The 22,179-nt window shown below is 64.9% G+C and carries 29 protein-coding genes and 3 pseudogenes; 11 read left to right on the plus strand and 21 right to left on the minus strand.

Going from position 1 to position 22,179, the window contains the following annotated elements:
* The 4 genes from traG to K9U41_RS05345 all read left to right on the plus strand — a co-directional run.
* Positions 1-1,300 (plus strand): Ti-type conjugative transfer system protein TraG (gene traG, locus K9U41_RS05330; protein WP_282639820.1); only part of this gene is annotated, 1,300 nt, incomplete at its 5' end.
* 140 nt (positions 1,301-1,440) lie between these two features.
* On the plus strand, positions 1,441-1,740 hold the full coding sequence (locus tag K9U41_RS05335; protein WP_282639821.1) for a type II toxin-antitoxin system RelB/DinJ family antitoxin: 300 nt from the start codon (positions 1,441-1,443) through the stop codon (positions 1,738-1,740).
* Positions 1,741-1,895: 155 nt separating this feature from the next.
* Positions 1,896-2,135, plus strand: coding sequence for a DUF4160 domain-containing protein (locus K9U41_RS05340; RefSeq protein WP_282639822.1), 240 nt, complete (start codon positions 1,896-1,898; stop codon positions 2,133-2,135).
* Positions 2,128-2,535 (plus strand): DUF2442 domain-containing protein, encoded by a 408-nt coding sequence (locus K9U41_RS05345; protein WP_282639823.1) that lies wholly within the window; start codon positions 2,128-2,130, stop codon positions 2,533-2,535. The genes K9U41_RS05340 and K9U41_RS05345 overlap by 8 nt, the downstream gene beginning before the upstream one ends.
* A 410-nt stretch (positions 2,536-2,945) precedes the next feature.
* Here the strand turns inward: K9U41_RS05345 and K9U41_RS05350 are convergent, their stop codons facing one another.
* Entirely contained in the window at positions 2,946-3,134 is a 189-nt protein-coding gene (locus tag K9U41_RS05350) for a hypothetical protein (protein WP_282639867.1), read from the minus strand.
* A gap of 492 nt (positions 3,135-3,626) precedes the next feature.
* Here K9U41_RS05350 and parS point away from each other — a divergent pair, with 492 nt between their 5' ends.
* From parS to K9U41_RS05370, 4 genes are all read left to right on the plus strand, one after another.
* Entirely contained in the window at positions 3,627-4,112 is a 486-nt protein-coding gene (gene parS / locus K9U41_RS05355) for a type II RES/Xre toxin-antitoxin system antitoxin (protein ID WP_282639824.1), read from the plus strand.
* Positions 4,109-4,612 carry an RES family NAD+ phosphorylase gene (locus K9U41_RS05360; RefSeq protein ID WP_282639825.1) on the plus strand — a complete coding sequence of 168 codons (504 nt, stop codon included), beginning with the start codon at positions 4,109-4,111 and terminating at the stop codon, positions 4,610-4,612. The genes parS and K9U41_RS05360 overlap by 4 nt, the downstream gene beginning before the upstream one ends.
* A 194-nt stretch (positions 4,613-4,806) precedes the next feature.
* Entirely contained in the window at positions 4,807-6,000 is a 1,194-nt protein-coding gene (locus tag K9U41_RS05365) for a DUF1173 domain-containing protein (protein ID WP_282639826.1), read from the plus strand.
* An 88-nt stretch (positions 6,001-6,088) separates the two neighbouring features.
* Complete coding sequence (locus tag K9U41_RS05370) at positions 6,089-6,352, plus strand: WGR domain-containing protein (protein WP_282639827.1); 264 nt, start codon at positions 6,089-6,091, stop codon at positions 6,350-6,352.
* Here the strand turns inward: K9U41_RS05370 and K9U41_RS05375 are convergent.
* From K9U41_RS05375 to K9U41_RS05450, 16 genes and pseudogenes are all read right to left on the minus strand, one after another.
* Positions 6,336-6,749, minus strand: coding sequence for a hypothetical protein (locus tag K9U41_RS05375; protein WP_282639828.1), 414 nt, complete (start codon positions 6,747-6,749; stop codon positions 6,336-6,338). The two genes, K9U41_RS05370 and K9U41_RS05375, sit on opposite strands and share 17 nt — an antisense overlap.
* Positions 6,746-7,015, minus strand: a complete 270-nt coding sequence (locus tag K9U41_RS05380; RefSeq protein ID WP_282639829.1) for a type II toxin-antitoxin system prevent-host-death family antitoxin — start codon at positions 7,013-7,015, stop codon at positions 6,746-6,748. Before K9U41_RS05380 ends, K9U41_RS05375 begins: the two co-directional genes overlap by 4 nt.
* A gap of 382 nt (positions 7,016-7,397) precedes the next feature.
* Entirely contained in the window at positions 7,398-7,712 is a 315-nt protein-coding gene (locus tag K9U41_RS05385) for a DUF736 domain-containing protein (RefSeq protein WP_282639830.1), read from the minus strand.
* 708 nt (positions 7,713-8,420) lie between these two features.
* Positions 8,421-9,288: pseudogene (locus K9U41_RS05390) on the minus strand (hypothetical protein).
* A 5-nt stretch (positions 9,289-9,293) separates the two neighbouring features.
* Positions 9,294-9,632, minus strand: a pseudogene (locus K9U41_RS05395) (zincin-like metallopeptidase domain-containing protein); the annotation flags it as partial.
* Between the two features lie 291 nt (positions 9,633-9,923).
* A complete protein-coding gene (locus K9U41_RS05400) occupies positions 9,924-10,217 on the minus strand; it encodes a type II toxin-antitoxin system RelE/ParE family toxin (RefSeq protein WP_282639831.1) in 294 nt (97 codons plus the stop codon).
* Positions 10,217-10,522: a type II toxin-antitoxin system RelB/DinJ family antitoxin gene (locus K9U41_RS05405; protein ID WP_282639832.1), complete on the minus strand. Its 306-nt coding sequence runs from the start codon at positions 10,520-10,522 to the stop codon at positions 10,217-10,219. The genes K9U41_RS05400 and K9U41_RS05405 overlap by 1 nt, the downstream gene beginning before the upstream one ends.
* Positions 10,523-10,642: 120 nt before the next feature.
* Positions 10,643-11,572 carry an ArdC family protein gene (locus tag K9U41_RS05410; protein WP_282639833.1) on the minus strand — a complete coding sequence of 310 codons (930 nt, stop codon included), beginning with the start codon at positions 11,570-11,572 and terminating at the stop codon, positions 10,643-10,645.
* 345 nt (positions 11,573-11,917) lie between these two features.
* Positions 11,918-12,505: a hypothetical protein gene (locus K9U41_RS05415; RefSeq protein ID WP_282639834.1), complete on the minus strand. Its 588-nt coding sequence runs from the start codon at positions 12,503-12,505 to the stop codon at positions 11,918-11,920.
* A 572-nt stretch (positions 12,506-13,077) separates the two neighbouring features.
* Positions 13,078-13,380, minus strand: coding sequence for a DUF7673 family protein (locus tag K9U41_RS05420; RefSeq protein ID WP_282639835.1), 303 nt, complete (start codon positions 13,378-13,380; stop codon positions 13,078-13,080).
* A 53-nt stretch (positions 13,381-13,433) separates the two neighbouring features.
* The gene (locus K9U41_RS05425; RefSeq protein WP_282639836.1) at positions 13,434-13,721 is read right to left on the minus strand and encodes a hypothetical protein; all 288 of its coding nucleotides are present in this window, start codon (positions 13,719-13,721) and stop codon (positions 13,434-13,436) included.
* On the minus strand, positions 13,718-13,957 hold the full coding sequence (locus K9U41_RS05430; protein ID WP_282639837.1) for a hypothetical protein: 240 nt from the start codon (positions 13,955-13,957) through the stop codon (positions 13,718-13,720). The genes K9U41_RS05425 and K9U41_RS05430 overlap by 4 nt, the downstream gene beginning before the upstream one ends.
* Positions 13,954-14,145 (minus strand): hypothetical protein, encoded by a 192-nt coding sequence (locus tag K9U41_RS05435; RefSeq protein ID WP_282639838.1) that lies wholly within the window; start codon positions 14,143-14,145, stop codon positions 13,954-13,956. Before K9U41_RS05435 ends, K9U41_RS05430 begins: the two co-directional genes overlap by 4 nt.
* 9 nt (positions 14,146-14,154) lie before the next feature.
* Positions 14,155-15,033, minus strand: a complete 879-nt coding sequence (locus tag K9U41_RS05440; protein ID WP_282639839.1) for a DUF7007 domain-containing protein — start codon at positions 15,031-15,033, stop codon at positions 14,155-14,157.
* Positions 15,030-15,506: a hypothetical protein gene (locus K9U41_RS05445; RefSeq protein WP_282639840.1), complete on the minus strand. Its 477-nt coding sequence runs from the start codon at positions 15,504-15,506 to the stop codon at positions 15,030-15,032. The genes K9U41_RS05440 and K9U41_RS05445 overlap by 4 nt, the downstream gene beginning before the upstream one ends.
* 93 nt (positions 15,507-15,599) lie before the next feature.
* Positions 15,600-17,273 carry a ParB/RepB/Spo0J family partition protein gene (locus K9U41_RS05450; protein WP_282639841.1) on the minus strand — a complete coding sequence of 558 codons (1,674 nt, stop codon included), beginning with the start codon at positions 17,271-17,273 and terminating at the stop codon, positions 15,600-15,602.
* Positions 17,274-17,614: 341 nt separating this feature from the next.
* Between K9U41_RS05450 and K9U41_RS05455 the strand changes: the two genes are divergently transcribed.
* From K9U41_RS05455 to K9U41_RS05465, 3 genes and pseudogenes are all read left to right on the plus strand, one after another.
* A complete protein-coding gene (locus K9U41_RS05455) occupies positions 17,615-17,965 on the plus strand; it encodes an antitoxin Xre/MbcA/ParS toxin-binding domain-containing protein (RefSeq protein ID WP_282639842.1) in 351 nt (116 codons plus the stop codon).
* 4 nt (positions 17,966-17,969) lie between these two features.
* Complete coding sequence (locus tag K9U41_RS05460) at positions 17,970-18,476, plus strand: RES family NAD+ phosphorylase (RefSeq protein ID WP_282639864.1); 507 nt, start codon at positions 17,970-17,972, stop codon at positions 18,474-18,476.
* 75 nt (positions 18,477-18,551) lie between these two features.
* A pseudogene (locus K9U41_RS05465) lies at positions 18,552-19,202 on the plus strand (IS110 family transposase); the annotation flags it as partial.
* Positions 19,203-19,509: 307 nt separating this feature from the next.
* Here K9U41_RS05465 and K9U41_RS05470 read toward each other — a convergent pair.
* The 4 genes from K9U41_RS05470 to K9U41_RS05485 all read right to left on the minus strand — a co-directional run bounded on the left by K9U41_RS05470 (position 19,510) and on the right by K9U41_RS05485 (position 22,137).
* Positions 19,510-19,896, minus strand: a complete 387-nt coding sequence (locus K9U41_RS05470) for a DUF302 domain-containing protein (protein WP_282639843.1) — start codon at positions 19,894-19,896, stop codon at positions 19,510-19,512.
* A gap of 349 nt (positions 19,897-20,245) precedes the next feature.
* Complete coding sequence (locus tag K9U41_RS05475) at positions 20,246-20,650, minus strand: hypothetical protein (protein ID WP_282639844.1); 405 nt, start codon at positions 20,648-20,650, stop codon at positions 20,246-20,248.
* Between the two features lie 263 nt (positions 20,651-20,913).
* Positions 20,914-21,789: an IS701 family transposase gene (locus tag K9U41_RS05480; protein ID WP_432715732.1), complete on the minus strand. Its 876-nt coding sequence runs from the start codon at positions 21,787-21,789 to the stop codon at positions 20,914-20,916.
* Between the two features lie 33 nt (positions 21,790-21,822).
* Positions 21,823-22,137, minus strand: coding sequence for a hypothetical protein (locus K9U41_RS05485; RefSeq protein WP_282639845.1), 315 nt, complete (start codon positions 22,135-22,137; stop codon positions 21,823-21,825).
* Positions 22,138-22,179 lie beyond the last annotated feature (42 nt).

Below are 22,179 nucleotides of genomic sequence, written 5' to 3' on the forward strand. Positions count from 1 at the left end.
GGGCGGGCGGGCACAGCTCTTGACCTACAAGCAGGATTTCGATTCGACCCACATGTTGTTTTTCGCCGGGTCGGGGGGCTTCAAGACGACCAGCAACGTCGTCCCGACGGCGCTGCGCTATTCCGGGCCGCTGATCTGCCTCGATCCCTCGACCGAGGTCGCGCCGATGGTCAAGGAGCATCGCACGCGCGCTCTCGGCCGCGAGGTCATGGTGCTCGATCCCACCAACCCGATCGCCGGCTTCAACGTCCTCGACGGCATCGAGGGATCGAAGAAAAAGGAGGAGGACATCGTCGGCATCGCGCACATGCTGCTTTCCGAGAGCGTGCGCTTTGAATCCTCGACCGGCGCCTATTTCCAGAACCAGGCGCACAACCTTCTGACCGGCCTGCTCGCGCATGTGATGCTCTCGCCCGAATATGCGGGACGGCGCAATCTGCGTAGCCTGCGTCAGATCGTTTCCGAGCCCGAGCCCTCGGTGCTCGCCATGCTCCGGGACATTCAGGAGCACTCGGAATCGACCTTCATCCGTGAGACGCTCGGCGTTTTCACGAATATGACCGAGCAGACGTTCAGCGGCGTCTATTCCACCGCATCGAAGGACACGCAGTGGCTCTCGCTCGACAATTACGCCGCCCTCGTCTGCGGCAATGCCTTCAAGTCGCGTGACATCGTCTCCGGCAAGAAGGACCTGTTCCTGAACATCCCCGCTTCGATCCTGAGGTCCTATCCCGGGATCGGCCGGGTGATCATCGGCTCGCTCATCAATGCCATGGTGGAAGCGGATGGCGCGTTCGCGCGCCGGGCCCTCTTCATGCTCGACGAGGTGGACCTGCTCGGCTACATGCGGGTCCTGGAAGAGGCCCGCGATCGCGGCCGCAAGTACGGCATCACGCTGATGATGATGTACCAATCGGTCGGTCAGCTGGAGCAGCATTTCGGCAAGGCCGGCGCGACGTCGTGGATCGACGGATGTGCGTTCGCCTCATACGCCGCGATCAAGGCGCTCGAAACCGCGCGCAACGTCTCGGCCCAGTGCGGCGAGATGACGGTCGAGGTCCAGGGCCGGTCGCGGAACGTGGGATGGAGCATGTCGAGCACTGGCGATCGGCGCTCGGAGAGCCTCAGCTTCCAGCGCCGGCCGCTCATCATGCCCCACGAGATCACCCAGTCGATGCGCAAGGACGAGCAGATCATCATCGTCCAGGGCCACAGCCCGATCCGCTGCGGGCGGGCGATTTATTTCCGGCGCAGGGACATGAACGAGCAAGCCAAGGCCAATCGCTTCGTCAAGGTGTGAGCCGCCTTCGCGAGCAGTTTCCGCAGACAACGCGCTTCGCGCCAGTGACACGGGGCAATGGCGAGCCGCCCCCATCGTCGCCCCTCCTCGAATGTCTCTCAAAAGAGAGACACAATGCCGCCAAGTCAGGAGGTCGGAACATGGCCGCTCACACCTCAATGCTGCACATCCGCATAGACGACAAGCTGAAGGCCGACGCGACCGAGACGCTGGCCAGCTTCGGTCTGACGGTTTCCGATGCCGTCCGGATTCTCCTCACGCGCGTCGTAAAAGAGGGCGTGTTGCCGGCGGGCCTGACTGCGGACCCGGACTCCCATGACGCATGGTTTCGGGCCAAGGTACGCGCGGCCCTGGTCGATACCCGGTCGGCGGTGCCGCACCAGCAGGTGATGGAAGAGGCACAGTCGCTGATCGACAGGAAGCGCCGTGCGAAGGCTTGAGCGGCGCGAGAACGCACGCGCACCGATCTGCAGGCGATCATAGACTCCGGCAAGCAGGGGCATCGAACCGTCCGTGTCCTGATTTCGGAAGGACTCCCCCGATGCCTTCAGCCGATCATTCTTGCAAAACCCATCATGTTAGGTTACTTAACTCTATGGTCACGATCTACCGCGCATATGGCCTGCGCGTCGTCATCTTCGTTGATGACCATGAGCCGGCCCATGTCCATGTATTCGGCGACGGACAGGCAAAGATCAATTTGATCGGCTCGGAAGGAGCACCGGAACTGGTCTGGGCCGAGGGCATGAAGCGGGGCGAGGTGCGCCGCGCGATGCAATTGGTGACCGAGCAGCAGACTGCGTTCCTGACCCGATGGAGAGAGATTCATGGCTGACCTTACCGATGCCGCCATCGAGGCCGCCCTGGAACGCGGCCGCCGGGCCCATGAAAGCGAGCCGCGAGCAGCTACCGCGCGCTTTAACCGGCAGACTGGCCGGGTCATCGTCGACCTCACCAACGGCTGCACTTTCGCCTTTCCGCCGCGTCTGGCGCAGGGGCTGGAAGAGGCAACCGATGACCAGCTTGCCGCTGTCGAGATCCTTGGTCACGGCTATGGCCTGCATTGGGAGGCGCTCGACGTCGACCTGTCCCTGCCTGGCCTGATGGCCGGCATCTTCGGCACCAAAGCTTATATGGCTCGCCGAGCCGGCCAGGCGACGTCCGCAGCCAAGGCGGCCGCTGCCCGCGCCAATGGCGCTAAAGGCGGTCGTCCGCGAAAAGCGAGCGGCCAGTAGCTTGGCGCGTCGCCCTACGCCGCGCCTGGTTGGGGGGCTGGCGTCTTTGTTGTCGGGAGTGGATCTTTGGTCATCGCTGTCGTCGCCGGTCGCCCGATCGCAGCGTGCCGTCGTTTGGCATCCGCTCAGCGCGCGGAATATTTCGTAGCCACGTTCAGGATGGCGGGCGAGGCCCGCTTTATCGAGGGATTGACTGCGCCTTCAAGGCACCCTGTTGCTCACCAACCGTCTGCCATTGCGCCGCAAAAGGCCATTTCGTGGCGCCAGATTGCGAGGTTTGCTCGCCACCATGGAAGCCGCCCTTCGTCCAAAGACGATGGACTGTCGGCCGCGGCGGCCTTAACCAGGCATGCTGCCGTCGTTCCATGACACGCCGGGACCGTCACCGAGCCGCGGCGAAAAGAGCTGCTTCACGGCAGCTCCTCCTCGGCGATCTTGCGGGCGAGTTCGGCGCGGGCCGTCTCAAGCTCGGCCGCGATCTCGCGGCGCTCACCGGCATTGACGGCGTTCCGCAGCTCGGCGCGCAGTTCCTCGATGTGCTGTTCCAGGGTCATCGTCATCTCCTCGACGTTCTTGTGAAAGATGACGACGGCGGTCATGGCGGGTGGGCACGGGTCAAAACCCGCGACAGCGGCCAGCTTGCTGGCGCGCGGAGGAACCGATTTTCCTGCGCAGCGGGAAAATTGGAGGGGCCGCGCGGTTTTGGGGCGTGCCCACCCGCCATGGCAGGCTTGGACATTCTGAGCAGACAGGGTGGGTTATCCAGGCACGCGGCAGCAGCAGGCGAAGCCTGCCCTCATCCCCCCTCAGGCGGGGTCGATGCAGTGACCGGGCGTCGATGCCGGTCTCGCGGGTTCGCCCCAGACAGCGAGGCTGCATGCGCAAGGGATCGTCACGCCGCGAGGCGCGAAGACTGCGCGCAGGCTTCGTGGAGCCGGGATCCGGCGGAGTAGAGCCCGGTCCGGCACGCCGGATGCGCCCGAATACTCCTTTGCAGGATGCAGATTCATGCCCTGCCGATCGCTCCGACGCTTGAACCAGATGCGTCACCTGTCATATATAGAAGCGACAGTTGACACACGGAGCTTGCAATGGCGATCGCGGCGAAACAGACCGTTCCCGAGGTGGCCCCGCGCGATCTGCAGAAGATCGCCGAGTTGCTCGGCGGCTCCCGGGTGTTGTCGGGGCACGTCAACAGTGCCCTTGACGCCCATGAGTTGCTGCTGCGCGGCCTGCCCGCCTCTGCGCTGGATCACCTCGTGGGGCATCTGCGCGTTCTGCACAAGGCGGATTCGCTCGAGAAGGCGGTCGGCATGAGCGTGCGAACCTATCAGCGCCGGAAGGATGCGCCCTCCAAACCGCTGAGCCAGGAGCAGAGCGGCAGGGCATGGAAATTTGCGGAGATCCTTGCCAAGGCGACCGACGTCTTCGGCTCACAGGAGGAGGCCGAGCAGTGGCTGGAGCGTCCAGCGATCGGGCTCGACCAGCGCCGTCCCATCGACCTGCTCTCCACGCCCGCCGGCATCGAGCTCGTCGAGGACTATCTCGTGCGGCTTGAATACGGCGTCTATGCATGACGCCGCTGCCGGGAGCGCTTGGCGGCGGTGAGCTTGTGGCATGGCGGCTCGACCAGGTGAGTTTTGCTTCCAGCTGGGACAGCGGTGAGGGCTCCTACCGGGTTGGCGGTCGATGGAACAGCAAGGGCGTTCGCGCCGTGTACTGCTCTATCGATCCCTCCACCGCGATCCTGGAGGTGGCGGTCCACAAGGGGTTCAGAGCGCTCGACACGATCCCTCATGTAATGACGGCGACAATGGTGACGGACCTCACCGACGTGCATGTCGTCGAGCCCGCCGACGTTCCCAACCTGAACTGGCTGAGGCCCGGCATCCCGAGCGCAGGCCAGCAGGCGTTCGGCGACGATCTCCTGCACCGCCATCGCTTCGTGGTCATTCCGAGCGCCGTCTCCACGCACAGCTGGAACCTGATCTTCATGGCGAGCAGCGCTGCAGGCGCCTATGCCGTGAAGCGTCAGGAACCTTTTGCATTGGACACACGCCTGCATCCGCCCGCGTAGGCGCCGAGGCCGCGCAGTGTGCTCTCTTCTCCCGGTCGAACGGACCGGCGAGCCTAGGCCGAGGTGGCGCGAGTGTGGCCGTGGCAGAATGAGATCTCCACGACCACGTCCTTCCGACGTTGGGAGGTTTGTGGCTGTCCGATCAGCATTTTTACTGCCTTGTCCTTTGCGGTTAAATGAAGGTGCATCCACCCATGCGGCAGTTCAGGATTGGTGAGCGGACCTGCGATGAAGGCGCGCCGGAGCTTCAATCCGCGCTCGAGCAGGCCTTTGAGCGCAAGCAGCGGCCGCTCTGCCTGTGCCGCGAGCCGCCCACCACGATGTATATCGCGCGGAACGACGGACAGTTCCTGGTCAAGCGCATGCCGCTGACTGGCCGCGATCACGACCCCTCCTGCCCGTCCTACGAACCGCCCTACGAGCTTTCGGGGCTCGGTCCCCTCATCGGCAATGCGATCCAGATTGACGATGCGACCGGGACCGCCATTCTCAAGCTCGATTTCTCGCTGACGAAGCGTGGCAGCCGGTCCGCGCCGGCATCCCCATCGGAGACTTCCGACACGGTGCGGAACGAGACCAAGAAGCTCTCGCTGCGCGCCGTTCTGCACTATCTCTGGGATGCCGCCGAGCTGACCGAATGGACATCGCTTTGGGCCGGCAAGCGCGGCTGGGGCAAGGTGCGGGCGAGCGTGATGAATGCCGCTAGGGAAATGACCGTGCGCGGCGGTCCGCTCAGCGACATTCTGTTCGTGCCGGAGGTGTTCCACGCCGACGACAAGGCTGCGATCGCGGTGCGGCGATCCAGGGCTCTATCCGGCGCCCAGGCGCCGGGCAACGGCCCGCAGAAGTTGATGCTGCTGGTCGGCGAGGTGAAGGAATTCCCTGAGGCTCGCAGCGGCCGGAAGGTTGTCATCAAGCACCTGCCGGATTTCCCTCTGATGCTGGAGGAGGCGGCCTGGCGCCGGCTGAACAAGCGGTATGACGCCGAGCTGGAACTCTGGGATGCGAACGAGGAGACGCACGTCGTCGCCATCGCGACATTCGGGATTTCAAACGCCGGCGTTCCGGCCATCAACGAGATCGCCCTGATGGTGGTGACGGAGAACTGGATTCCCTTCGAGAGCGCCCACGAACTGCAGTTGCTCTCTCGCCTAGCAGGCATGCGGCGCAAGAGCGTGAAGGGATTGCGGTTCAATCTCAGCCGGGATCAGCCGGTCGTTTGCGTGACGCTCCCTGAGAGGCGCCCGTCTCCTGTCGCAATGTACATCGTCCCTGCGGGCGCCGTCGAAGACTATGATCGCATGCTGGCGGAGATGATCGACGCTCGGCCTGAGATGACGCCCTGGGTCTGGCGCACGGCTGACGGCGGCATGCCGCTCATGCCCTGAGGCGTTCATCACGGGCATGAATCGATCCCGCAGGATCGATTCATGGAAGTCGTTGGACGCGCCTTTCCTGGGACGCGAGACTCGCCCCATGGAAAGAACGGCACCGGGCCCGCTGCACCTCCGCCGCATCGATCCCGCGCAGAACATGCGGCGGTACTACACGCTCTCGCTCCAGCCCACGCTGTTCGGCGGGGCGACGGTCATCCGCAACTGGGGCCGGATCGGCACGAACGGCCAGTCGATGATGGAGACCTTCGATCAGCCTGAGGAGGCTGTGGGCGCGTTCTCGCGCCTTGCCCGGACGAAACGACGCCGCGGCTATGGCGACGCCGGCGTCAGCGGAAACGGCTGACCTCGGTGAAGGCTTTCCGGCGGGCGATGAACTCGCGCAGCAGCGGCAGGAAGAAGGCCTTGCTGAAGCGGCCGATGGGCCGCTTCGGTTCGAGATAGAAGGACCGGCCGACAAGGTCGGTGTTGAATTCATCGAGGATGATCCAGAGGCGCAGATCGGTGTCCAGCCCGGCACGGCGCTTTTCGATGGCCGGGATCTCGGCAAAGAATCGCGATGCTTCCGGTTCCTTGGTGGTAATCGGAAAGAAGAGCACGAGATCATCGTCCGGCCGGACGATACGCGCGCCGACGGCGACGGGCCGATCCTTGCGGCCCTCGGTTTCGCCGGCACGCGCCTGCCGCGCCCAGAGATACGGATAGCGGATGACGGTCGCGGTCTGGATGTCGTCGAAGCTCATGGCTTTCCGGCCTCGTCCTCCCGCGCATAGGCGTCGACGGCGTTCTCGAACTCTGCGAGAAGGCTGTCGGGCATCGTCTCGATGGTCCCCGCCGAGCGTGCGTCCGACTGGCGCATCAGGCGCTGATAGTCCTCAATGTTGAGGAGCACGAGGCGCGGCTTGTTGCGCTGGGTGATCGTTACCGGCCGGCGCAGCGCCTCAGCGATGATATCGCCGGACTTGCGGGAAAGCTCGCTCGTGGAATAGGACCCACCTGAACGCGGCATGGCGATCTCCTGTAATTGCTGCCTTTGGTGATATATACAGCATTGACCGCATTTGCGCAACGAAGCGCCGTCCGAAGCGCCGCCGCCGGGCCGGCAGCGCTTCGGACGGCGCGACACGGTGAAAGCAGGCCCTCCAGCTCGGCCCAGATGAGCTCGCGCTCCGCGAGAACCGTCTCCAGATGGGCCTCGATCTCGCGGCGTTCCGCAGCTCGGCGCGCAGTTCCTCGACGTTCCGTCGGGCCAAACCGCGATGTCGCCACTGTGGTGGACCTTTGCACCTGTGAGATTGTGGTGGTGGTCATGTGTTTCCTCCTGGCTGTGGCCGCTCGTCACCGAAAGGGCTGAAGGCCCCGCCTTGCGGCGGAGCCCTCTGGTCGGAGGCTCAGTCCCGGTTCGGGCGGGACCAGATCAGCTGGAGGCCTTCCTCGCCTTCCACCTCGATCAAGGTGGCGTAGATCGGAGCGGGGAACGAAGGGTCGTCGAGCTTGACGGAGAGGTAGTCGCGCTCCGTCTCCTTCGCGGTCTTCTGCCAGGCGGCGCCGAATTCCACGTTGCGGCTGTCGAGGATGCGGAAGTCGGGGCCCTTGTCGGAGGTGCGCTCGGCGCGAACGATCTTGGCCTTGACGTTGAGGTTGAGGGTCTTGATGACGCCGGTGAAGCCGTTGTCGGTCGAGGTGAAGGTGCCGATGGAAGCCATCGTCTCATTCCTTTGGTTTTCTCGGGCCGCGCCCACCGCGACCTCGATGGCGGACGACAGACCGGAGGCGATCGACCCGCACCCCCGGGGTCCCCATTGCGCTCGCGCAAAGGGGTGGCTCGTTGGCCGGAATGAAATGGAGGGCGGCCGGGAGCGGCTTTCTTGCCGCGCGAGGAATGGCGGTGATCCGGGGTCCCCGCTGCGCGTGCTCAACGGGGTGGGCCCGCCAGGGGAAGAAAGTCGCGACGGCCGTTGCGGGGATAAGAGCGAGACGAGCGTAGCGAGATCGGCCTTCGGTCAGACCAGCTACATCGAGGACGCAGGTGGGTGTGCCCGTCGCGAAGACAATCGGAATGAAGACAGGCGTTTGCCTTGGCCGTTCAGCTCAGGCGACGGCGCGGGCCCGCTCACGACCTCGCCTACGACAAGGCCCGTCACGCCAGGGCGATCGACCTCGCCAAGACAGCAACCCGACATCCACCCGTCCGCTTGCAACCAATGCGGCAGGAAAGCGCCGGGGAAGTCCGCTCCAGGAGCTTGCGCGGCATCCTTGTCAAGCACAACGCCCGACCCCACGGAGCGACCATCGTCACAGCTCGAAGGTGGGGGCAGCAGGACCAGCGATCCGGCGCCGTCGGCCGCGAGCCCCGTCGAGGGCGGGCCACAAGGCGGGCCTTCAGCCTCTCACCCCGGACGGCCGCGCCAGCGTCAGACACCACACATGCCTTCGCACTCATTGGGCCAAAGATCGAGCTGGCCATGATCGGCTTCAATCGACAGATCGGCCTCATCAAGCGGAACTGCGGAGCGATGGAGATAGACCTCCCCGCGAATCCCGCGCAGTCCGCTGCGGATGGCACGGTCGATCGCGACGGCGTCGTCCCAGGCGTCGGGATCATGGTCGCGGATACGCCTCCACGCGGCGTTGCGGTGCAACGGGCAGCCGATGCACGAGCTCTTCGGCAGCATCGGATAGTCGTGCCGCCTGAGCCAAGCGAGGCAATCCTGCCGGCCCATGCGCCGCTCGATCAGAGGTCCGCGGTTGACCTGCCACGGCTCAAAGCTCGGCTTGATGCGCACGGCCTCATCGGTCGAAATGCCGATCCATTGCTCGGCGACGGCAAACGGGGGCGACCTTTTTTGGGTCAGGCCGAGCAGTTCACGGACCTTCCTGCGGATCGGCGCGATCTTGTAGTCGCCGGTGCATTGATGGCGGATCATCCCGATCTTCACCCGGCCGCCGCGCCGGATCACGCGGGTGAATGCTGGGATCGAGGCCCAACGCTCGCCCCGCGATGCATCGAGGAGATTTTTCGCGGATGTTTCCGGCGGAGACGATGTGAACCGGGAAGGGCAGGACGTTCGGCGACATCAGCCAGCGCAGATGCTCGTAGACCGATGCCGGCTCCCAGCCGGTATCGGCGAATATGGCAAGATCCGGCATCGGCCCGACGATGCCGTGCGCCGCCATAAGCGTCAAGGTCGTGGATTGTACACCGGCGCCGAGGCTGAGCACACGGAGCCGGATGGGGGATGGCGCATAGCCATCCCCTTCGACGGTTGGTGCGCGGAACATGAGGCCGCCTCCTGCACTGTCTCGGCTTGCGGCTGCAGTCCGTGCAGATAGGTGACGGCACGCTGCGCATGGGCGGCGGCCGAGAAGATCGCCCGCTTGCCGTTGGCAAGGACCGTCAGCCAGCTTCCGAGATAGGCGGCGTGGTCGAGCCTGGGCTCGAGCTCCGGGACGATACCGAGATCGGCGCAGAGGAGCGTCGAACCAATCTCCGCCACGAGTTCCTCGCGCGCCCTCTCGGAATGATCCTTTGCGTAGCGGCTGAGATCTCGGTCGACGCGGCGAGGGTCGGCGCGTTCCTTGCGGGTGAGGATGCAATGCGCAAGCTCGGCGCGCAGTTCAGCGATTTCGGTGTGAATGTCGAGAACCATCGTCATGTGAAGCTCCTTCGTCTCGTTGACGAAGGCGGATCACCGAGCGTTGGAGGGACGGGTCAGGATCGTGAAGCGACCGGCGGGGTCAGCGCGTGGGGAGCCGATTTCGTTGTCGCGCGGCGGTGGCAAAATTGGGGGCACCGCGCGTCCTTGACGCGGCCTGACTGCCGGTATGATGGATGGCGATGAGAGAAAGATGGCCTGGTACAACATTGCGGCTGCGTCCATTTCGCGCCGCGAAAGCGCCGTGTAACCCGCGACTGCTCAGCTCTCGGGGAAGTCGCCCGGCCAGATCTGTGCACCATGAAGGACGCACAGAATGCGCACGAATGTCGTCGTCACGGTATAGGCAGCGATATAGGGCGTGCCGGGAATAACGAGCTCCCGCGTTCCCGGGACACGGCCGGGCCTCCCGCTTTCAGGAAACTCCAAGAGGCGATGGGCCGCGGCCGAAATCCGCTCGTCGACGGCGATGGCGGCCTTCGGACTATCAGCTTCGATATGGGTGAAGATGCCGTCGCGATCGGTGAGGGCAACGGCGGACCAGACGAGCCTCATCAGCCTGCGGACCCGGCCTTACGCCGGGCCGTGGCGCGTCGGGCCGCGAAATGCGCCTCCGCTTCTTCATCCGGAACATCGGGCCGGGTATCCTCGATCGCCTGCAGGACCTTGGCCCGGAACCATGCATCATGCGCTTCGCTGTTGGTGACCAGCTCAAGCGGAAGGGTACCTTCATTGGCCGTTCGGGTCAGCAGGATGCGAACTGCGTCTGAGACGGTCAGGCCCATGCTCTCGAGCACTGCAGACGCCCGGTCCCTGACATCGGCATCGATGCGGGTCTGGACCAGTGCATTGGCAGTCATGTCGATCTCCCTGTCTGACACCTGTAGTGTAATGCATTTGCATGACGATGACCAGCGCGACGTCGAATATCATACGCTCCCCGAGGAGCACTCGCCGAACTCCTCGCCAGCCAGTGAGCACTATGCCGCTGCCTCCTGCACCGTCTCGGCCTGTAGCTGCAGGCCATGCAGAAAGGTGACGGCACGCTGCGCATGGGCGGCGGCCGAGAAGATCGCCCGCTTGTCGTTGGCAAGGACCGTCAGCCAGCTTCCGAGATAGGTGGCGTGGTCGGGCCTGGGCTCCAGCTCCGGAACGATGCCGAGATCGGCACAGAGAAACGCCGAGCCGATTTCGGCCACCAGCTCTTCGCGCGCCCTCTCGCTGCGATCCTTCGCGTAGCGGCTGAGATCGCGGCCGACGCGGCGCGGGTCAGCCGTCCAGTGCACCGATTCATGGCTGAGGACCGCCACGTACGAAGCCGCATCGCGAAACGTCTCGAACAGCGGCATCTGGATGTGGTCGGTCGACGGCGAATAGAATGCCGCCGAGCCACCGTGGCGGATCACGGCGCCGGTATGCGCAAAGAACCAATCGGCATGCTCGATCCGCGCCATCGGATCGAGAACGGGCGGCGGCGGGAGATAGAAATTTGCCGGCAGACCCTCGATCTGGTCGACGTTGAAGACGCTGTAGCTCTTCAGGAACGGGATGTCCCGCTCCACCTCCCCGCCGTGCGCGTCCGTTTCGGTCTTCGTGAAACGACTGGCGTAGATGACGATCGAGCCGGATTCGCCCTTGCGAACATGGCCACCGAGTTCGTTCGCCTGCTTGAAGGTCATCCAGGTCGGCGAGGCGAAGCCCCGCGCCATGGCCTCCGACCACAGCAGCAGCACGTTCATGCCGGAATATGGCTCTCCGGTATGACACAACGGGCGGGTGATGCGGCCGGTCGCATTCGCCGCGCTCCATGGCTGGATCCACGGTCGCACGCCTTTTTCGAGGTCAGCGACGATCCGCTCAGTGATCCGCGCGTAGATGTCACCGCGCTCGCCAATCTCTTTCCTGCTCATGTTCCTGAACCTCCGTACTGGAGGCCGCGCCGATCGCGGCCCCGTCACGGGGTCCGGCAGCCGGGGGAACAGGCGAGACCGCGCACCCGGAGGCGCCCGACCGCGGGGCGAGGCGCGACGGGCCGCAACGAAGTGGAGGACGGCGAAGCCGTTGCGCTGACCGCCGGCCCCGGCAGGACCTTCTTCCGGGACGGGACGCGCACGGCGCGCTCTCCTCCCATTCCTTTTCCTTCCGCGATCGACTGAGGTTTGGTTTCGACATGCGAAAAGGCCGGCGCCTGGAGAGGCCGGCTTGGTCTCGTGCGAGCGATGAGAAGGGCGGAGCCAAGGCTCCGCCCGGGCGGCTCAACCGAGAGCCGCCATCTGGAGCTCGGCCGCCTTGCGGTCGACGCTCTGGCCGGCATTCTCGAGCGGCCGCTCGAAGGGCTTCCAGCGCTCGCCGACGACCTGCTCATAGGCCGCGACGGCGCCCTCCGCCGCCATGCGGAGCACGTGGGCCTGGAGCCCCATGTCGGCCGCGAATTCGCGCTTGCGCTGTGCAGCGCTCGAGAAGCCGACCGGGCCGTCGAGATCCTCGTCGCGGGCGTCATTGGCGAGCTTGGCGGTGGCGTCGCGGGCTTCGGTAACGGCGCGGGAATAGAACTGGCCGGCTCCGTGGGCCGATCCGACATAGGCACCGACGATACGCTGGAGATGGATCTGCATCGCCCGTTCGCTAAGCCCTTCGCCAAGGCTCTCGGCCGTCTCCATGATCAGTCGCAGGTGGAGCTCCCGGATTCCGTCGCTGTCGGGGACCGGAAGCCCGAAGCTTTCGCAGATGAGGAAGGTCTGGTGGGCGTCGGGGCAAGCCAGCCGAACCATCTCGAGCGTGGTGCCCTTGCGGAGTTGGACAACGCGGGCGGACTGGCGGGGAGCGCGAGCGGTCTTGGTCATGTGAACTTCCTTTCCTGCGGTTTCTCCCTCGGGCTAGGATCGGCCCTTGCCGGTCTTTCCTTCGGGTGCGGTCGAGAGAAATCGGCGATAGGTGGACGTTTCAGGGTCCGGAGACGGCGAGGCGAGCGAAGCGGGCCTGCGGATAAGCGGGGCTTTCAGCCCTCGCGCGGGACGCGGGCCCGCTTTGCCGAGCCTGACGGGGTCCGGCCGCCACGCGGCGCGGAACGCGGCCTTGAAGCGGCCGGCCGCCGGTTTACGACCGCAGCAAAACCCGAGGGGATGACCGGCAAGGGACCTGTGCCCAGGCTTCGAAAGTGACATGGGAAGGCCGACATGACCTGCCGCCGCGGACCTGCTTTCCCCGTCGGCCACGACAAGGCGCAGGCGGAGAGATCGACCGGCGGGCCCGCGCGCAGCGCCTCACATCCCGAATGTCACGGCGGTTCACAGCAGCGATTTGGAGAGAGCCACGCCGCTATCGTCGAGGCGGACGACAAATGGCGAATGCGAGAAAACGCGAGGATCCGCTTGCTGCCGAGGAATTGTCGGCGGGAGATAGCCAGCAGCTTGGCCTAGGCGGCGTCGGTTGCCCTCGCCCACACGTCTGGCCGCCACTGCCGGATGACGTCCTCGATTTCGGTCCGATAGGCTTCGGGATACTCCGCCACAGGTCGGCCGGCGACATAGGCGAAGACGGTCGCCATGTCATGGGCGATGGCATTATCGACGGCGAAGAGGTCGGCGATGTCGAACCCGCCGAGGTCGATTGCATTCCACCAGGCGAGGACGAAGCCGGCGACACGGCGCGACTGCCCGGTGTCGCTGCGGGCGATGGTGAAGAGCCGCTCGAACCCGGCGCGCGTCGTCTCGTCCATGATGGTACTCCTATGACGAGCCAAGGTTAGCGCAAGCGCGATCCACTTGCACCTCAACGCCGCCCCCGCGACCTTCCGCTGGCGAGCTTCCACGAGAGCGCCTCGATCTCGCCGCGGCGCTCAAAGGCCAGTTGATCGACATGCTCGCGGAAGAGCCGCCCATCCGCCGGCGTCCATCCGGCCCGACGACGGCTCGACGGTCGGGCTTTTGCCTTTGCGGTGTTGGTTTTCCGTTCGGCGCGGTGCTTGATCTGGCGTTCGATGCGAGCAAGCTGGCGACGGGCCTCGGAGCAGGCGGCTCGTGTTCGTGCGAGCGGCGCCGGTCTGCCCGAGGTATTCATGACGAACTCTCCCGGGCGCGGCGCCGCGAATACGCCGCCGGCCACGCCGGAAGCGGGGTGGTGTCTGGCGCATAGGAGGCGGGCAACGCGACCGAAGCGATCGAGGATGCGAGATCCTCGCCGGCATCCTGCTGCATGGCATCGCTCAGGATGCCATGGAGTGCCGCGCAGATTTCGGCGCGCGGCTCCGGCCCTGCCTCGACCAGCAGATGAACGGCCACCATATAAGTCGTCATGGCCGGCCCTCCCTGCGGAGCAGCGGGTGTGCCGACGGCGAGCGGATCGACAGCAGGACAGCCTGCTTCCAGGCGTCAGTGCCGGAATAGTGCCGGCGCCGTTTGGGGTGCCAGACGACGAGGAGACTTGCCTCGTCATCATGGGCGGCCTTCCAGCCGAAGGCGGAAGCGATGATTTTCCAGGGCATCGCTGCCTCCTATCGCGTCCAGCCGAGGAAGCTCGACGGGCCGGAATAAATCCGATGGCGATTCTTATCGATGACGAAGCCGAACGGGCCACTTCGGTACTGTGATGACGGGATGAGGAAGCGGCGCTCCTCGGTGCCGGGGCCACGTCGGCCGCCCATCGTGGCGACGACTTCGACCATGCCTTTCTCGCGGTTCGAGGTGATCGCCGACACCACGATCCAGTCGCCGGCGTGCTGTTGTTCGAAGGACCGGCGATCCTTCTCGCGGGACTCTCCTGGGGCGAGGATGATCCCGAAGATCGTCTCCCATGCCTCCGGCCAGCTGTCCTTGACCGTCTGCTCGGCGCAGCGCCGCTCGAAGGCGGTGAACAGGTGCGGGAAGGTGATGGCGACGATCGCCCAGGCTTCATCTTCCTCGTACCAGCCGCCCTCGGCGCGAAGCATGGGATGGACCATGCGGTTGCGCGTTGCCGAGAGGTGAATGCCTCCATGGCCGGCCGTGGAATGGAAGACGACATCCTCGGCATAGAGGGTCGCGCCCTGCGACCGTCCCCAGGGCGTGCTGGCGGTCGCGCGGATCTCGCAGCGGCGGAGCGCGCGCTTCTCGCGCTGATGCTCGGCGTTTTCCATGACCTTGGCGCGGAAGGCCACCTCATTGGCGAGCTCGCCGGAATGACTGTGGAAATCGGCGCGCGTCCATTGCTCCATGGGACGGCCGATGCGCCAGCCACTCGCGAGATAGAAACGCCCGTCGCGCGAGGGCAGCATGGCGAACGCGGTGTCCGCGACCCGGGCGACGGCAAAGCCGTCCGCGCTGTGGCCGAACGCCACCTCCGGAAATCCGCTGGCGGGGTCGGCAGCTTCGTTCGGAGATGCCAGCATGGTCATGCGACGATCCTCCCCTCGACGACGTCGGCGCCGACCTCGTCGGCGGTGACCTCCTCGAACACGGCGCGCGGATAACCATGACGCGAGAGCCATTCTTCGGCAGCCTGCCGATGCGCAGCGAGATGGACGAGCACAGCGCCGCGGCCGGCGCGGTCGAAGATTCGCACCGAGCCGATGGCCGGGCGCTCGAGGATCGTGAAGTGCAGCTTCGAGTCGAGCGAGAACGTCCGGTGGACGCGAATCGCGATGACGCCGCCAGCGCCATAGTCCGCCTCGTGCAGGGTGAAGCTGGCGGACAGGCCGACGCTGCCGATCCCGCGTTCCCCCTGCTTCTGGATCAGGCGGCCCTTGCTGTTGTGGGTCTGCCAGGCGGACAGCTTCCTGGTGAAGCGCTCGGGCGGCCGCGGCGTTCCATCGGACCAGGCGACGAGGGAGCCGATCGGCGCGTTGTCGTAGATCGTGTGCGCGGACATCATGTCCTCCGTGATTGCGCAGGAGTGGAAACGAAAGCGCCGCCGGCAGAGCCGGCGGCGGGATGGGATTCGCAGTGCGAAAATGTGCGCCGGCTATTCGGCCGCGACGCCGTAGGCCTCGCCGTCGAGCGCGTCGGCCGGCTCCGCGGCGTCCGGCTCGGCCGACCCCTCGTCGAGATCGTCGTCCTCGCTCGCCTCGTGCTTCACCAGCCAGCTCGCGAGCTTCATCGCGTCGGGCGCGAACAGCGCCAACGGATGAACGAACCGCTCCTCCTTGAAGTGCTCGACGAGAGCGGCGCGGGTGTCCTTCACCTTCTGGCGCGGCAGGACCGGGGTGTCCTTGCACGAGCCTTCGAGCGCGGCGCGGGACAGGCACGAGAGGAATTCGTCCGTGCCCATGTTCGGAAGGAAGCCGTCGGCGCCGATGGCGTTGCCGGCGAGCCGTGCGACGATGCCGGAGTCGGTGCGGTTCTCCCGGCAGGACAGCACGTCGATGAGGACGCCACGGGCCGCCTGCTGCAGCGTCTCGCGGTCGAATGCGAGCTTGCCCTCACTGCCGACCAGCCGTGCGGCATGGCGATCCATGCGAGCGTAGCCATAGACGTCGCCCGACGCGCCGGACGCGATGGAGATGTTTCGGCCAGCGAACGCCAGGACGAGCAGCGCCAGCAGCGTGTCGTCCTCGATCGGGGCGCGGGCGAGCGCTTCATGCAGCGCATCGGTCCGGTAATCTCCAACCATTTCGATGCCCTTGCGGGTCACGTCCGGTCGCGGCCTGGACAGGGCAACGCCATCTTCGCCAGCCGCGCCGCCGGCCGCCTCGCCCTTGGCCTTTTTCAGCTCGGGGAGACGATAGTGCACGGTCTGCACCTTGCCCTCGCGATCAAGATACATGGCAGCGTGGTCCGACTTGCCGGGCCGGCCGTAGACCTGCTCGGCTTTGGGGGGCAACTTCGCGCGGCCCCAGGTGTCGGCCTCGACGATGACACCGCGCTTGGGCAGGTGGTTCGCCATCCATTCCTGCTGGGCGCCGAGGAAGGCCTCGACGTCCGTCGTGTAGCGGCTGTCCTCGTCGGCCGAGGCGAACAGGTCCTCGACCCAGGCGATGCCGTAGGCCTTGGCGAGATCGTCGTCGAAGCTCGCATCCTTCGCGTACATCCGGGTCTTTTCCAGGCCGTTCGCCACGCTGTACCAGGCGACCTGCGGGTCGGCCTTGGACGGCTTGTGCTTCTTCCAGACCTCGCGCTGCTCGTCGGGCGAGGCTGCCGCAATGGTGCGCAACTGCTTCTCGTTCGGCATGTCGCCCTTCGCCATGTGGTCGAGCATGGCCGGCAGGACATTGGCGAGGAGGCGCAGCTTCTTGATCTGGCGAACCGGCAAGGCAAGCGCGACGCCGATCGTCTCCTCGGTCCAGCCGAGCGCGACGAGGCGCTCGATGGCGCGCCACTGGTCGACGGGGTTCAGCGCCTCGCGGGCGATGTTCTCCACCATGGACCGCATCGCGCCATTGTCGTTGGCGGCGTCGTCGACGAGGACGTCGATCTCTTCGAGGCCGGCGGCGATCGCCTGGCGCACGCGACGGTGGCCGGCAGTGATGATGTAGCCGTTGCCTCCGCTGGTCTCGGGGGCGATGACAGGCGGCTGGACGATGCCGACCGCCTTTATGGTGGCGAGCAATAGGGCGTCGGCCTGTGGCGTGGACTTCGTCAGGCGCATGCGGTCGGGGTTTTCCTTCAGCGCGCGCGGATCGACTTTCATGAGATGCATGGGGAAGCTCCTTGTGGGGATGTTGGACGCCGCCCTTCGCGGGTCCTTCCTTCGTCTTCTTTTTGAAGACCTCCCCCGGCCCGCGGAGCGGACGGGCCGGTGCAACTGCGGCTGAGCATCCCTGCCCGGCCGGCCAAGCGGGGCTATAAGCCCTGCACAGGACGACGCGGCCGGGACTGCGCAAACCGCGGTTGAGCTTCAGCGTCGCCGGCTCGGCCGATCGGCGAACCGGATTTTTCCTGAATGCCCCTCCTTTCCTCCCCATATCGCCCCTTGAATGCCGGCCATAGTGACGTTATATCACGTCAGAACTAGCGTCATTCGGACAACAGGAGGCTCGCATGGGGTTGGCGCAATATGCGGATAACGGCTTCCTCGCGCCCCGGAAGATCGCGGTTGCGTTCCGGACCACTAGCGAGGAAGTCGCCCGCACGGCCGGGCTCGGCAAGGATGCCGTCCAGCGCAAGGACCGCGTCAGGTCGGACAAGACCCAACGCCGGCTGCGCGAGATGGTCGAGGTGATCAACAAGGTCGAGCCTCGCTTCGGTTCCACCTTGATGGCCTATGCCTGGTACCGGTCGGAGCCCCTGCCCGGCTTCTCCGGCCAGACGGCCATGCAGCTCGTGCGCAACGGTCGCGTGGATGACGTGCTCGACTATGTCGACGCTGTCGACGCCGGCGTGCATGCCTGACGACGTGCAATATCGGGGAAAGCTCTATCGAGCGCTGAATCCGGTCTATGCGCGCGAGCCACTGTCCGGGCGGGGTGCCGAACTCTACGGTGGACGGTTCAACCCGAAGGGCCTGCCCGCACTCTATGGGTCATTGTCGGTGATGACCGCGCTGCGCGAAGCCAATCAGGTCGGCAACCTCCAGCCGACCACTCTCGTCTGCTACGACGCGAAGATCGATGGCATATTCGATTGCCGGGATGATGAAGCGCTCGCGGCAAAGGGAATGGACCCCGCGGCACTCGCCGACAGCACATGGCGCGACCAGATGAAGGCGAGCGGGGAAGCGCGGACGCAGGCCTTTGCCCGGCAGCTCATTGCCGGCGGCTATAACGGCTTGCTCGTCAGGAGCTTCGCAGCCGGCGCGGCGGTCGAAGATTTGGACCTCGTACTCTGGAGGTGGGGCGCCGGGGCCCCACCTCGTCTCGTTCTGATCGACGATGAGAACCGCTTGTCGCGAGAGCGCTCCTAAGCAGCGACCCGATCGCGGGAACTCTCGACGTCGTTCGCGAGATCGGCCTCGATCTCGGCAAGCTGCGTGCGCTTCCTCAACGAGATGCGGGCGATCGAGAACGTGGTGCGGGCGATTCTGCGCGAGGGCGGCATCAAGCTCGGGACACCAAGCCGCGCCGCGTTCGCCGCCAAGGTGCGCGAGATGGCGGCAGGCGATCCTCTGGTGATGGCGATCGCTGAGCCGTTGCTGGCGGTGCTTGCGACAATGCTGGGAGAGTTCGCCCGGCTAACCAAGCGGATCCTCGACATCATCAAGGGCGAGCCGGTCTGCCGACACCTCACGAGCATTCCGGGCGTCGAACCGATCACCGCGCTGGCCTTCCGCGCCACGATCGACAGACCGGAGCGCTTCGGCAAATCGAGGGCTGTCAGCGCCCATCTCGGCTTGACGCCGTCGCGCTATCAGTCGGGCGAGACCGACATCCAGAGCCGGATCAGCCGCTGCGGCGACGAACTCGCCCGAACCGCCCTTTATGAAGCCGCCCATTCGCTGCTGACGCGCTCGAAGAAATGGTCGAGCCTGAAGGCCTGGGGCCAGGGCATCGCCAAGCGGCGTAGGATGGCACGGGCCAGGGTCGCTGTGGCCCGCAAGCTCGCCGTCGTCCTGCACCGCATGTGGAACGATGGCGAAGACTTCCGCTTTGGAAAGGAAGCCTCCGCCAAGGCCGGCTCCGCTGCCGCCTGACGATCGGCAACCGTAAAGGAAAGGTGGACCGCCAGCACAGACCTGCCTGAAAGGGCAGACCCGGATCGTTCCCGTGGGGACGATGGGCAAGGCGATATCGTTGAGAGTCCTGAACCTGCCGGCGAAAACCAGCAAGGTCGTGAAACAGATTGAGACGCTTGGCCCTCCTGACCCCAACATGCGGCGGCTATACGCTGACTGCGGAGAGAAGCGCGTGACCCGCGGGGCGATATGGTCCGGAAATGCTGAAAGGAGCAGCTTGACATCAACGACCCCAATCAGAGATGGTTCTGAGAGCATTGGCCGGTCACAGCTGTTCTATTACTTTCTCGAGCTGCACGCGAACTTGCTGGGCAGCCCGTTTCAGTTCCGGATTATCGATCGCCTGCATGGATGCGACTGGATCGATAGCGGCTACTTCCGTTTGCTCGCCGCCGGCATCACGGACCACGACGTTGCAGGGCAGCATCGTGCCGACCTTGTCTTCCAGCTTGAGGGCCTCATATGCCAGTGTCGGATTGCATGCCCCTAAAATCCTGTAGCTGGGGAAATCGATCCCGATCTTCTTCTTCAACGTCTCCTTGACGTCGATCTCGGTGATGACCCCGAAACCCTCCTTCTTCAGGGCATCCATCGTGCGGGTCACGGCCTCATCGAAAGTGATGGAAAGTATTTTACTGAGATAGTAGGACATGACATTGCCCCTTATCGTCTATTGTTGAAAAAGAGGTATTTGGTGAGCGCGGCGATGCCGAGAACGACAAGCATAGCGACCAGCAGCCCGCCCCATCCCATGCCCCACATCATCGAACTGCTGCCATCTACTATTCCATTCATCATCATCTCCTGACGTATCCGAAGGCATAGTCGCCCGCTCGCTCACTCCATCGCGTTTTTCCGAGCGATTAAAATGGCTCGCCCGATGGAGAACTGCGTGCGGGACATCGGCAGCCCGCGCCTCACCTCAGCCGCGCCGCCGGATCCGGAAGGGGTTCCAAGTCGCCGTGTTTGCTCCGTTCGCGACGTCCGACGGAAACAAAGTATCATATCTGAATGCGGCCGCTTGGCGCGGCGCTCATCATGAGCTGCTGCTCTAGAATCATCTGCTGCATCATCTGCTGCATCATATTCATGCGCTGCTGCATCAACTGCATCTGCGAGGCGATATTGGGATCTGTGGTGGCGCCTCCTTGGTTCTGTCCCATCATGCCGCCCTGACTCATCATGCCGCCCATGGCGACCATTTGCTCTTGCATCATTTTCATATGCTCAGCCATGAGCTTCTGCCGCTCAGCGGGCATCTTCGCCTGCTGCGCCTGGCCCATCATCACTTGCATCTGCTCGAAACGCTGCTGCATTTGTTCCGGGGTGGCCTGTTGAGCGACGGACGCCGCAGGAATGGCGAGCACCATGAATGCGGCGGCTGCAAGAAGACGGCAGCGTTTCATGATCGATCTTCCTTTGTTGACTGCGGTGGCGTCAAGCCATGGACCCCATTGGCTCCCGATCAAAGCGCAATCGGAGCGTGATGAGCAAGAAGCGTGGAACTCAATGAATTCGCTCGCGTCCCTCGCAACAGGGCTATTATGGATCTAATCCAGCAACGTCACAACACAATGACGTTCCCTTTACGTTCCGAATGATTTCACGATGAAGTGACGCCCGATTGCCTGTCCGCCACTAGTTTTACTGCGTCACAAAAATGGGAGGATTAGAGGGCATGGTCCTGGTGCAGCATGGACATCGCTGAAGGCTGCGACAGAGCGCGACAGTCAAGCGTCTTCGGATGGTCGCGATAGAATTTGCGACGTGGCGCTCTGGTCGGATCGGCGGGGCCGCGGAGTCGGTAACCTTCAGGAACGGCAGATTTCGGGCGGCTTTGGGTTTTGTCCGGCGCTGAGGGGGGAATCGTCTCCCGCTGCGAGATGAGGAATCCGTAGGCGGCGATGCAGAGGCTCGCATGATGATGAAAGCCTCGCCAGCCACGTCCCTCATAATGGCCAAGCTCGAGTTCCTGCTTGAGTTCCTGATAGTCGCGCTCGATGCGCCAGCGCAGCTTCGCCGCGTTGACGAGATGCTCGAGCAGGGTGTCGGCGGCAAGAGTTGACAGCCAGTATTTGAGCGGCTCGGCATCGCCCTCGGGCCATTCGATCAGCAGCCGTTCCTCGGCGCGGGGCTCGGTCAGATTGTAATCTCTGGACGCGGGGCGCGATCGCACGGCGGCGAAGCGGGAGTTGAGGTCGGCGTTGGTTCCTTCACGCCAGCAGACCGTCCGCCACGCCTCTTGCGGCAGTTCCTGCGCCAGCGCCTTCACCGAGACCGGCTTGTGATCGGCGCTGCGACGCATGAGCGACAGCGGCCGGCCTGTGCTGCGGCGCGGCACGGGCCGGCAATGGACCCTCTCCGGCGCGCCAGACGCTGAGCTTAGGCTGCACGCCCACGGCATATTCAAGACCGAGCGCCGAAAGGCCGGCGCGGAACGCGCCATCCGCACCATAGCCGCGTCGGCCAGCACAATGTTGGGCGCAACGCCGGCCGCTTTGGCTGCGCACGCTGATCGCGGCCTACAAGACGCTGGGAGGCTCATTCACCGGCAACCTCACGTGTCGATCCGACGCATCTACGCGATCTGCATCGACAAGATGGAGGCGCTGAGGCGGGCGGCGAGCCGGACGATGAGCATGAGGATCCGAGGGCCGAACGCAATGCGGGCTCGGACCGCAGGCGCCGTATCCGCGACGCGGTGGAGGCAGCGCTTTCGGACATCATCCTGCTCGGAACCGAAGAGCAGGTTCGCCTCGCGGAACGCGCCGTGCGCGAGCTGACTACCGGACGCTCCGTCCACACGGATGAGCTTGTGATGTCGCTGCGCAATTTCATCCGCGAGGCGCTCGACATCGGGCCGATCCCGGCGGATCTTGCCGTCCCGCAGCAAGGCCCGACGCGGCCCTCGAGCTCGGGAGGACGAGGCGAAGGC

This window comes from Xanthobacter autotrophicus (assembly GCF_029991245.1).
GTDB lineage: Bacteria > Pseudomonadota > Alphaproteobacteria > Rhizobiales > Xanthobacteraceae > Xanthobacter > Xanthobacter autotrophicus_C.